This window comes from Paenibacillus algorifonticola (assembly GCF_050481745.1).
In the GTDB taxonomy this organism is placed as follows: domain Bacteria; phylum Bacillota; class Bacilli; order Paenibacillales; family Paenibacillaceae; genus Pristimantibacillus; species Pristimantibacillus algorifonticola_A.
On the sequence record NZ_JBCNGR010000008.1, the window covers coordinates 574,140 to 586,227 of the forward strand.

The 12,088-nt window shown below is 50.9% G+C and carries 7 protein-coding genes; all 7 read right to left on the reverse strand.

All coding sequences use genetic code 11. The features are described 5' to 3' along the window. Nucleotides 1–135: 135 nt before the first annotated feature. Nucleotides 136–1,347, reverse strand: coding sequence for a VWA domain-containing protein (locus ABEW34_RS10130; protein ID WP_430157781.1), 1,212 nt, complete (start codon nucleotides 1,345–1,347; stop codon nucleotides 136–138). Between the two features lie 3 nt (nucleotides 1,348–1,350). After that, nucleotides 1,351–3,660 (reverse strand): DUF5682 family protein, encoded by a 2,310-nt coding sequence (locus ABEW34_RS10135; RefSeq protein ID WP_430157784.1) that lies wholly within the window; start codon nucleotides 3,658–3,660, stop codon nucleotides 1,351–1,353. Next, nucleotides 3,657–4,760: an ATP-binding protein gene (locus tag ABEW34_RS10140; protein ID WP_430157786.1), complete on the reverse strand. Its 1,104-nt coding sequence runs from the start codon at nucleotides 4,758–4,760 to the stop codon at nucleotides 3,657–3,659. The genes ABEW34_RS10135 and ABEW34_RS10140 overlap by 4 nt, the downstream gene beginning before the upstream one ends. A gap of 57 nt (nucleotides 4,761–4,817) precedes the next feature. Continuing rightward, the gene (locus ABEW34_RS10145; protein WP_430157789.1) at nucleotides 4,818–6,611 is read right to left on the reverse strand and encodes a HEAT repeat domain-containing protein; all 1,794 of its coding nucleotides are present in this window, start codon (nucleotides 6,609–6,611) and stop codon (nucleotides 4,818–4,820) included. Nucleotides 6,612–6,640: 29 nt separating this feature from the next. Further along, the gene (locus tag ABEW34_RS10150; protein ID WP_430157790.1) at nucleotides 6,641–8,080 is read right to left on the reverse strand and encodes an SWIM zinc finger family protein; all 1,440 of its coding nucleotides are present in this window, start codon (nucleotides 8,078–8,080) and stop codon (nucleotides 6,641–6,643) included. Nucleotides 8,081–8,322: 242 nt separating this feature from the next. Further along, nucleotides 8,323–10,890 carry a LuxR C-terminal-related transcriptional regulator gene (locus ABEW34_RS10155; protein WP_430157792.1) on the reverse strand — a complete coding sequence of 856 codons (2,568 nt, stop codon included), beginning with the start codon at nucleotides 10,888–10,890 and terminating at the stop codon, nucleotides 8,323–8,325. A gap of 363 nt (nucleotides 10,891–11,253) precedes the next feature. Then, nucleotides 11,254–11,964, reverse strand: coding sequence for a tautomerase family protein (locus ABEW34_RS10160; RefSeq protein ID WP_430157795.1), 711 nt, complete (start codon nucleotides 11,962–11,964; stop codon nucleotides 11,254–11,256). Nucleotides 11,965–12,088 lie beyond the last annotated feature (124 nt).

Genomic DNA, 12,088 nt, shown 5'->3' on the forward strand with positions numbered 1-12,088 from the left:
GCCCATTTCTTTCAATAAAAATGGAAGAAATGGGCCAAATTTTATATACATAATACGACTAGAAACTGTAGTAGAAATGCAATTTAAAATCCCCATTTTACAGAAACATATAGGCTATAAGCTGCCGCTTCAGCCTTACAAAGTCCCAATCCGCTTCGACAGCTCTGCCAAATCCTGTCCTTTCAGCGCGCCTTCCACAAGGGCAGGGAGCAAGGCGGGCGTACAGGCAAAGCACGGCGTGCCGTCGCGGGACAGCTGTTTGGCAAGTCCCTCGTCGTAAAATGGCTTGCCCTTGTCCGATAAAGCGAGCAGGCACATCGTGCGCACACCCGATTCCCGCATCTCACGCATTCGGCGAATAAGCCCGGACTGATTGCCACCCTCATAAAGATCCGAGACAATAATGAACAGCGTTTTCTTCGGCTCTTCAATAAATTGCTCACAATATTTGACCGACTTATGAATATCCGTGCCGCCGCCAAGCTGAATGCCGAACAGCATATCCACGGGATCGTTGGCACATTGCTCGGTCAAATCCACAACCTCTGTGTCGAATACGACTACTCTTGTATTTAGGGCCGGGATGCTGGCAAAGATCGAGCCGACAACCGAAGCCCAAATAATCGAATCGGCCATCGAGCCGCTCTGATCAATGTCGATAATGACCGTCCATTCCCTGCTGCGCTGCGCCCTGTCAAAATAATAAAATTTCTCAGGAATGATGACCCGCCGCTCCGTATCATAATGCTTCAAATTCCGCTGAATGGTCCGCTTCCAGTCCAGCCCGCTCAGGGAAGGCAGCGGCGAATGCTGTCTCTTGTTAAGCGCTCCCGTCACCGCGCGGCGAATATCGGTTTCCAGCAGCTTCACCAGCTCATCTACTACCGCTTTCACAAGCAGGCGCGCTGTATCTTTCGTTTTCTCAGGAATTTTCCCTTTAAGCGACAGCAGTGTGCCCACGAGCTGAATATCCGGCTTTACGGAAGCGAGCAGTTCCGGCTCGAACAGCAGCTGCTTCCAGCCTTTGCGTTCCATCGCATCATTTTGAATAATAGACACGACATCCTCTGGAAAAAACGACCTCACATCGCCGAGCCACTTGGACAGGTTAAGCGATCCGTGGCCTGCGCTTGACCCTCTGCCGGCTCCAGTGCCGGAGCCGCCCTTCGCGCTGCCAGCCGCGGCGCTTTCATCATAAATCGCTGCCAGCGCCGCATCCATAATAAGCTCTTCTTCCGTCAGGCCAAGCTGTCCGTCTTCATTGCAGCTAGCCAATTGGCTTTCCGCTTCTTGTCCCAAAATCAGCCGCCAGCGCGATACTGTATTTTCTTTCCGATTTTCCTCCATACGTTAAAGGTCCTCAAAGTCAAAATCATTCAGATCATCCAGCATTTTCATCTCTTCCTCCATTAGCTCACCTGTTATTATTTCCGCAGCCTGTTCCCCGCTTACTCCCCACAGCTCGCCCAGCAGCTCGCCAATCATCGTCTTCTCCCTTGAAGAGAAGGAGCTGAACGCTCTCCGTAAAAAGACAAGCGCCCGCTTAAACTCATCGCCTTGCAGCGAATTGATGTAATGGTTCAGCTGTTCCCACAAGCTTGTCCGTGAGAGCAGGCTGTAGCGATTGCGCATCGATAGCCCTTCAAACCAGCCTGCACCAAGATCAGCCGTAATGCCTGGGGAAAGACGCCGTGAAACTTCCGCAGCACACTGCTCCGCCGTAATCGCACCCCGTTCCATCAAAATAGCACAGGCAAAGCCCGACAATTTGGGATTGCGGTCATCCCGCTCGGATAAATGCAGCAGCTCTTGCACCCACTGCTTGTCGTCAATGATTTCACTATGGTCCTGCGAAATGCGGTTGAGCTCGTTTATCGCCGTAATCATGCCGCCTGCTGCTTCATCATTGCAGCCCGCGCCATCCAGCAAATACAAGGAGCCGCGGTGAAACAGCTGCTCCAGCAGCGGAATAAGCGGCTGTGTATCTACCTTGCGAATATCGCCATAGCCAATAATCATCGATAATCCCCGTGCCGCTGCTGCAATTTGCACGACATCGCGGCTGTCGGCAGCCAGCGTCTGCAGCACTCTGCTGCCTTCCTCCATCTGCGAGGTCATGCCACAGCAGCAGGAAACATGAATGAGCGCCGAGGCTTCTTCAATAGAGCGGCAGGCAAGAAGCTTCTCACGAAGCACATAGGCACACGCCACTTCAATCGTTTCCCCGAGCAGCGTCGCTTCCACAACTTGAATTTCAGCTTCCGGCGACCACTGAATGAGCCAATTTTCCGCCCAGGTTGCCCCTTCCTGACCGCTTGGCTGGCTTTTCACAAAAGATATGCCCAGCAAAAGCAATCGGTGGCATAAGATGGAACGGTTTAAGTCCAAGAAAGCAGCTTCCACTGAAGCGACCCTGCGGTTTTCTCTGAGATCAAGCGTTAGGGTGCTGGCGACTATCGTCTTATACTTTTCCAGCTTTAATCTTTTTAGCTGCCGGTTCAAATCGTCTTGAATAGGGGTTTGGCTCACTCCTTCTGCCAAGCGGCCTATCGCCGTTCCCACGTCAACTCTTGCCAGCGCCTCAGCGACAGCAGATAACTCCCCATGCCCGAGCAGCGTTTGAGCAGCATCATGAAGATCGCGCAAAGTAGGCGCGCTGCCGTCATGCAGTGCAGCGAGCGACTCTGCCATGCGTACAGCTTCAATCACCTCGGCGGTAGAGCGGCGAGTGCCCCCGCTCCGTACAAGTCTGGCAACCGAGGCGAGATAACGGTGTGGAAGCTGCTCCAGCATTCCGCTCTCCATCGCTTCCCACATCATTTGGAAGTAGTGGGGCGCATCATTTCCGGCACCATAACCCGACATCGTCGACAGCTTATAATAGGAATAAGGCATTAACGTATGCTTGGTGCTGCGGGAAGGCAGTCCCGCTGCCTCTTCATCGCTCATCGCCTGTGTCAAATCCGCTAGAGCAGCAGCATGATAGGCGCCGCAGACGACTACAATACGCTGCGGGTCATGGCCCGCAGCAATCGTTTGCTGGATCTGTCGCCGCATATAAGACTCTCGTAATGCATTATAGGCATGCTCAGCTGGACGCTCGCGCTGCTCCTTCGCCTCGCCGAGCTCGCGCATCTCCGCCGAAAAAGCGAGAATGGCTTCCCGGTATGCGCCGGGATTGACATTATGCTCAAAGCTGCGCTCCCAATACATATCATAATCGCTCTCACCCGCAAGCTCGGCAATCCGGCTGTAAATGGAGCGCTTCTCCTCCCCTTCGGGTACAGCAGAAGGCTCCTTTTCCTTTGATCGGAGCGCATCCTGCAGCGCTAGCGTCACCGATGAAGGAAGGTCAATAAATGCCGCGGATGCGCCATGCTCCTTGGCCCATTTCATCGCCTGAAACTCCGGCGAATATACAGCGAAGGGCCATAACACGGTACGCACGGGAAGCTCTTCGGTAAAGGCTAGTATGGCTGCGGGCAGTTCAGTAGCGGCATGTGTCAAGTGCTTGATCTCGCCAGTTGCATCCGAGGGACCTTCAATAAGCACCGCCGTCGGCTCACGCTCATTCAGGTACTCAAGCAGCTGCTTCGCCCCGCCAGGAGACAAATGGCGAACTCCGAAAATAAACACCTGATCGTCAGCATTTACATTCACTCGTTCATCTCCTTGCAGGCTTGATACAAATTCCGCCACTCCGCTCCCCGCTTCTTCATGACGTTGTCCAAATATTCCTTCCAGACGAGCTTGTCCTTATCATCATCCTTGACAATGGCGCCCTGCAGACCGGCAGCCAAATCGCTATCTGACAGCTCCCCGCTGCCAAAGCTCGCGGCCAGCGCCATGCTATTGGTCAGCAGAGAGATCGCTTCCGCAGTCGAGATGACACCTGCTGGCGATTTCAGCTTCTCTTTCTTGTCGAGCGTCATGCCGCTGCGCAGCTCGCGGAATATCGTAACCACTTTGAGCAGCGCCTCATCTGCTGGAAGGGAAGCCTCCAGCTCATAGGACGCCGCAATTTCGCCGACCCGTTTTTTCACAATTTCAAGCTCTGTTTCCAGATCCGATGGTGCCGGAAGCACAATGATGTTGAACCGTCGCTTGAGCGCCGCAGACATTTCATTCACTCCGCGATCCCGGGTATTGGCTGTCGCAATAATCGAGAACCCTTTGCGGGCGCTCGTCTCTTTTCCAAGCTCGGGCACCGATATCGTCTTCTCGGAAAGGATCGAAATGAGCGCATCCTGCACCTCCGACGCACAGCGGGAAATTTCCTCAAAGCGGGCAATGCCGCCATCCTCCATCGCACGCATAATCGGACTTTTCACAAGCGCCTCAGGCGTAGGCCCATTAGCCAGCAGCATGGCATAGTTCCAAGAATAACGCACCTGCTCTTCGCTCGTTCCGGCAGTTCCCTGCACGACGAGCCCGGAATTGCCATAGATCGCGGCTGCCAGATTTTCCGACAGCCATGATTTGGCGGTGCCCGGCTCCCCAATTAACAGCAAGGCGCGGTCCGTAACAAGCGTAGCAATCGCCATCTCAATTAAGCGGGTATTGCCGATATATTTAGGCGTAATGATCGTCTTGCCGGCTTTGCCGCCAACGATGAAGGTCAGCACCGAGCGAGGCGACATTTGCCAGCCTGCCGGAATTTTCCCTTTGTCTGCCTTGCGCAGCGCCTCCAGCTCGTGGCTGTACAAAACCTCTGCCGGCAGCCGCATCATATCCTGAAGCTGTTCTTGATCTGTACTCATTTGTCCATCTCCTTTAAGTTTAAATAGGCTTTTGAACATTCAGCATTAGGACAGCCCTTATTTCCGCAATAAGGCGATAACTTCTTCCAGTTGTCTCGCACAGTCGTATCTATAGCTCGGAAGAATAGCTTCCAGGCGGTCTGCATAGCCCTTCGGGAAACGAAGCATTAAATGGAACAGATAAACAGAGAAACTGTACAGGCTTCTGTCCTTTGAAACCTCCAAAATCTCCATTAACAGCTCAAGGCGCCTAGCTTCTTCCACTCCGGCATGCTCCAACCCCTTAAAAACATGTACGCCAATTGTATTTAAACTGGTTTTCTTCTTCTCCTCCTCCTTCCACTCTTGCAGATTCTGCAGCAGAAATTCCTCTACCCTCTTGTGCCCAGGCCGTGCAAAAACAGCAATCAGCTTCCAATGCTTACGATCAATGAGCCAGTCCAGCCAGCGGCCATCCCAAGCTTCAATCAGCGGCGCCGCCGTATTGATCTCCCCATTGTAATAGTCATAGCTGGCTACCATGTACTCCATCGTATCCAGCATCTGACGATCACGGGCGCTGGTTGCTCTGGTGAAGACCGATTTCAGCTTGCTCGCAGTAGAACCCACATAATGCATGTATAATTCCTCAGGAGGCAAAAGACGCTTCGCCATGCGGAATGAATATGGCAAAAAACGATGATTTTTGTGATCCAGCTCCTGCAGCAGCCTTAATACTTCCGTGGAATTCGTTTGCTCCAAGTATTGCGCTGCTTTGTCCAGCAGCGTAATCCAGCTTAAAGCGGTGAATCGGTCCGCTTCACGCACAATGTGATAATAAAGCTCCTCAAGCTGGGGCATGCGCACATATTCGAACGCTCTCAAAAACGGCTGTACTTTCGCCCACGCTTTATCGCTAGCCTTCTCATCCTTATTATTCACTGGAGCCTGATCCAGCTCTGCCCTAAACAGGGGAATAAGCCTTTCCGTCAGCGGCTCAGAAGGCCAGCTGTTGAGCGCCTCCGCCGCAAGCTCGATGTCTTTTCCAGAAAACGCCGCAAATAAACGCTCTGTGCCCTGATCGGAAGCTCCTGCTGCCAAGGCGGCATAAGCCGCTTCACGAATGGGCTTCTTTTTGTCCAGCGTCCAGCCTATTATGGCATCGATATATTTCTCATGAGCGGCAAGGCATTCAATGGCCGCAGCCCTAATTTCATCTGCCCCATACTCCGCCGCATCAAAGATGAGATCCAGCTCCGCTGCACCACCTGCCTTATAAATAACACGCAGCTTACGCACATCGCTTTTGCCGCCAGAGCGGTTAAAGCATCGGATCAAATACGGAACTACCGCTGAGCCATAGGAGGGCAAAATTTTATCCATGGCAAATTCGGCCATTTCGGAATAGGGATCGTCCAGTGCACGAATCGCAAATGGAAATAGGCGCAAATCGTTGAATAGCCCTTCGGCAAAAGCATCAGTCACGATTTCGTAGCGGCCGCTGCCTGTCGTAGAAAGCGCCTTTTGCACCTCGGCCAGCTTGCGATAGGAGTAGCTTGTGGATAATGGAGCCCCTTCGCTTGCCAGATCCAAAACCTCGCCATCCACCGCTGTTTGGCCTTGCGTGTAGAGCACAGAGCCAAGCAGTACGGCCAGCTCTTGCAGCTTCACGGATGCTCCCGTGCCTTCGGCTGATTCAAGCAGCGCTGCAATGCCCTCTCCCAGTCTTTTGAAAATGGCTGCGCGTTCGCCTAGCTGCTCGAATTGAGGCAGAAGGCGCTTCAATCGAAAATCTCCCGCAGCCAGATCGCTCCCGGCAATATAAAGCCTTCTTACCTCTTGATGAAGCTCTTGCAATAACGCTGTACTCATGGGCTGTCCCCCTAAATTGATAATAGAAGCTAGTATAAAAGCCGAGTTATATTTTCACCCTTTATGATAGTCAGCGGCTGGGCAGCAAGCCGCCCTTGGTCCATCCGGTGCTCAAACATAACCAGAACGCAGCAGTCCTTCAGCTGAGCGTCATTCAGATAAGGCAGCAAGGATACGGTGCCTTGCGGCAGCGCTGCAGCATCCTCCAGCACAAGCTGTCCTCCCGCTTCGTCTACTAATGCAAACTGCCCGCTTTCGGTTGCTCCGACTTTGGCGGCGTGCAGCAGCATTACAGGCGACTTGTCGCTGAGCGGGTTTTTCAGCTGGTTCTTTACACGCTTGACCGCTTCTGCATAAGTACCGTTCGCCTTGGAAGATACGTTCGCCAAATCAGCAGCTGTCACAGCTCTCGGCACCATTTCCTCAAAGCGCACCCGGGCATTCATATCTCCTGGATACTTGTACAAGCAAGGCACCTGAGCGACTTCAAAAAAGCTGTCATCCTCGCGCATATGCTTGGCCGCTTTGCGGGGGCGATATTGCACGGTGCGATGAATTTCGCCGCTGGCCGCTTCAAGCCAATAACCAACATCTACAAACTCCTGGCGGGCATCATCGTCATAGCTGTAGAAGGCCAGCTGCAGCAGCTCGGCTTGTTCTGTTACAAGGCCATATTCCTTCAGCTCGGTTAACTGCCAGGCATGGCCCAGCCACTCCTCAATTGTTGACGTATGATCCAGCGCAAGCTCCGGATCCTCCAGCTTGGAGAGCAGATAAGCTCGGCCTTTCTTGATAAAAGCATGCAGCCTGCTCAGCTGCTCCGCCGCGTAGGTATAACTCTCTTCACGGTCACGACCATCTGCAAGCAGCAGCGCAAACCGCCGCAGCTCAATTTGGGCACCCGACAAATAATAGTTGCCCAATTGCTTGACGTGCTCTTGGATAGCTTTAAGCATTTTGCTGTCGATGGTGCCAAGACCGCTGCGAATAAGCGAAAGAATGAGCTTTTCCAGCACATCAAGCCCCTCCAGCTGGGAAGCTATTTTTTTCTTCAGCGCCGTCTTGTTCACCTTCTTCGGTTTAGGCGGCTCATCACTATTTTCCTTTTGCGCTTTATTTTCAACGCGTTTTTCTGCTTTTTCGCGTTTGCTTATAATATCTTCAGGAATCGGTGCCACTTCAAAGGACAACCCATCCGTGTATGCATACAACAAGCCTAAACCATGCTTGCAAGGAAATTGGCGGCTGGGGCATGTGCAGCGAAAGCTCGGCTTCTCTGGGATGAGAAAGTCAACCGAGCACTCATAGTTGGACTTGCCGCTGCCTGCACATTGCCCAAATAAAAGCTCTCCATCTTCAGAACGGTTTAATTGCACAAAGCTTTTTTTCTTAACGAGTCCTTGCCCGTTCTTAATAGCGGCAGCATTCGGAGCAAGCGAATCGACATAGGATGCTGAAATTTCAAGCAAAAAAAATTCCTCCCTACTCATTTCCTATAATTTACTTCACATTCTATTATAAGACATTTGCTATTATTTTTGATAGAGCACTAGAATCTGAATAAATCGCCGATTTAAAAATATATTGTTACAAAAATAGGTCTTTCTACACAGAAAATATTGTAATTAATCTTGTTTACTCATAAAAAATAAGCCTTGCCCCGCGGCAAGACTTACAAAGCTGCATCCTAGTTCATGCGGAATCGGCCGATTTAGGGCAGAAAAATATTAGATTCCCTAGCAACCTGCAGCGCCTGGACGCGATTGCTCACACCAAGCTTTCTATATATGCTCTTAATATGCCACTTTATCGTCTCGCTCGCATTGCCGAGCTTGGCGGCGATTTCCTTATTCTCCAAGCCATCAGCAATGAGCCGCAGCACCCGTATTTCCTGTTCCGTTAAAATTATTTTCACCTGCTGCTTCTCTCCTGCTTCCGCATTCAAAGCAAGAAGCAGCTCTCTTACATATTCCAGTGTTACAACAGGCAGCCGCTGCTCTTTAGCGTTCTTAATTGCATGTCTAGTCTTTGTATAAGCGATGAGCAGTACGGCCATCCGTTCGCCTTCATCAATGAAGCTGCGAATGTAGCCTTGCGGCTCGGCAAGCCGCAGCGCTCCCTCCAGCTGTGCAAGCGCAGCATCCATCCGGCCCACTTGCTCAAAAATTAAGCTTTGCAAAATCATGCTTTTTATGCGATCGCGCAGCCGATCCTCCGCGCTTAATAGCTGGAGCAGCCGCCCTAGCAAATGCAGCGCATCGTCCGGTCTGCCGCAGGCAGCAAGCACTCTGGCCATTATGAGATGCTCAGGCACACGGCCTAGCGATACTTCGTCCGTATGCAGCATGCCGCAATGATAGAGCCAGTTTTGTGCCTCTTGGATGAAGCCTTGCCGCAAAGCAAGTCGAGCTTGCTCCGCCTCAATTCGCAAATGGAACAATACCGCATCGGGTGAATCGATATGCGACTTTAGCTGCATGAGCAGCTCCGCAGCCCGCTCGCTATTTCCCTTAGCCTGCTCGATTTGTGAAGCGCTAACCGCCAATTGTATCATAATTCGGGCAAAGGGCTTAATATCGTCGCGTCCAAGTGCTTGATTCGCATAAAACGAAGCGTCATCCAGCTGATTCCATTCATAAAGCAATTTGCTGTACGACACGTTGAGAAAGCCGATAAACGGGTATTGTTTTTTATGCTCCCATGCTTTAATCCATCTCAGTAAAAATGCACTCGCTGCATGAAGATCGTTTATAAATGCCAAATGGTCGTCAAAGGCATCATAGCCTTGATAGCGATTGCGTCCCATCGTTTGAAAAAAACTGCCCTCGGGCATGTATTGCTCCATTTGCTCCAAATATTCCGACGTCAGCTTGAGGTCTTTATGCAAATAGGAAACGATGGAGCAAAAGAAATAAATGTTGCCCATTGCCCGCTTCCAATCCGCTTCAGCTAATTGCTCTTTCAATGAAGCAAAGCGAATTCGGGCTTGCTCGATTTTGCGGAAAGCGGCTTTCCATTCCCCCACCCCGAGCAGAACCGAAATGTAAAACATTTCGACCATCGGCTTATCTGCAAAGGTGCTTTCCGGCAAGACGGACAACCATCTATTTAATACAACGCTTTTCGTTTGCATGAAAGCAATGAGATTTTTCTCCATTAAGCGTACGGCATCGCTATACTGCTGGCCCTGCAAAAAATGCTCGACTGCCCCCTGCTCAAGCCCCTGGCTCTCCAGCCATTGTGCGGCACGAATGTGCGCTTGCAGCTTTTTATCCGGCTTTTCCCTCAGCAGCTGCTGCTGCAAAAAATCCGAAAGCAAATGATGATACCGATACCAGCCGCGCTGCTCGTCAAGCGGGATAATAAATAAATTCAAACGTTCGATTTTCTCCAATTGCTCTTGGCTGTTGGCACAGCCCGTTACCGCCTCGCATATAGAAGCGTTCAGCCTTTGTAATATAGACGTTTCCAGTAGAAAATCGCGCAATTGAATCGGCAGCTGACTAAATACTTCCTCCAGCAAATAGTCCGAAATATGATGATGATGCCCATTAAACTGCTCAATCGATTCCGGAATATTGCCGCTCTGCTTTAAGGAAATGGCAGCCAGCTGCAAGCCGCTGATCCAGCCCTCCGTCTGGAGGCACAGCCGCGTCACCTGTTCTTTCGTTAAATGCAGCTCCGTCAAATCGCGAAAAAAAACAAAGCCTTCCTCCAGCTCAAACCGCAAATCGGGCATCTTGATTTGATGAAATTCCCCTTTCGCCCGCAGCCTTGCTGTAGGAATGGGAAGTTCATTGCGGCTGGCGATATATATATGAATATGGGCAGGCAGGTGCTCCAGCAAATAAATGAAGGAATGCTGAATAGACGGCAGTTCAATAAATTGAAAATCGTCAAGGATGATGGAAAGCTCGCTATCCAAGCCAGCAAGCTCATTCAGCAGCATGCTCATCGCAGGCTCTGCGGACACCGATGGCCCTTTCTCGATCAAGGCTCGAAGGAAAGGAGCAAACCCAGCAATACGGGCTTGAATGGACGCTGTCACATAGCTCCAAAAGGCAATCCAGTCATTGTCATGCACATCCAGTGAAACCCATGCCACTGGCGAGCTGCATAATTTCGCCCACCCGCTCAAGGCTGTCGTTTTCCCATAGCCGGCTTGCGCGGAAACGACGGTCAGCTTCGCTTTCATTCCCTCGTCGAGCTTGCTCATCAGCTTCGGCCGAAATACTAAAGAGCTGCGAATGGGAGGAATATGAAGTTTAATGCTTGCCATTACTTGCGGACACCTCCGAAAATGCCTATGTATTAATACTCAATATTCCAGGCCACCCCTAGTATAGCAGAAAACAGGGCATTAAAAATACGGCACATACTGTTTGACCAGTACCCGCCGTATTAGATAGGTTAGCTTATGAAATAACGATTGTTGAGGTGTCCCACAGATGGGCAGCGCCTCTAAGTGGAGGCGTCGCCGCGATCTGCAAGTATAGGCTGGCATCATTGGAGCTGAGCAGCTCGGCTGATGCCTTGAGAGGCAAAATGCGTCATATTGTGTCACCGAAAAAAACAATGCTGTATTCTTGTTTATCATAATAGGAAGCAAGCGATTAGAAAATCCCCCGTTTGGGGGGGAGGATCAACTCGTTTCTTGAAACAGCTGCTTCGCTGCTTGGATAGCAGCTGCGGCACGCGGCCAGCCCGCGTAAAAAGCAAGATGGGTTAATGCCTCCACGATCTGCTCCTCCGTCAGGCCATGCTGCCTCCCTAGACGAATGTGGAAGGGCAGCTGCTCCGTGGATCCGCCGGCCACTAATGTTGATATCGTAAGCAGGCTGCGATCCCGAAGCGACAGCTGCTCTCTTTTCCAAACCTCTCCGAAGAGCAACTCCTCCGAATATTGGACAAAAGCGGGCGCTATATCTCCGAACGTTTGCCGGACATTTGAAGCGACTGCTTCTGGAGGGTTAATCATTTGGGCGATCCCGCTGCCGAACGTCCAATCTTCCAGTTCCGTCCCGACGAGCATGATGAATACATCTTCCTCGCGAATGGCCAGCTCGCTCGCCAAACGCTGCGCTACCCTTTTATAAAAATGCTGCTTCTGCACCGTGCTTCTTCCAGATTTCAAAGTAATTTGGATAAAAAGCAACTCATCGGTCCGCCTAATATTTAGATAATGTGGACTGTAATAAAATTCGCTTGCCCGATGCCCATGGAATACTTGAAAAAAATCATCCTCCGGCACATGGAAATGCTCCATGAGTGCACCCATAATGACCTGACTAATGACTGACAGCTGTGGCTCATCATATTTATTTTCCAAATAACTGACTCTGACGAATGGCATGCTGGCTTCCTCCTTCAATGGGTTGCCCTCATTGTACGCCTTCGTCATTTATTTGTATAATTGAATAAAATCATATTCTTATTCAATTTTATCGAATAAGATGGTTAGCTATTTGTACAAGGAG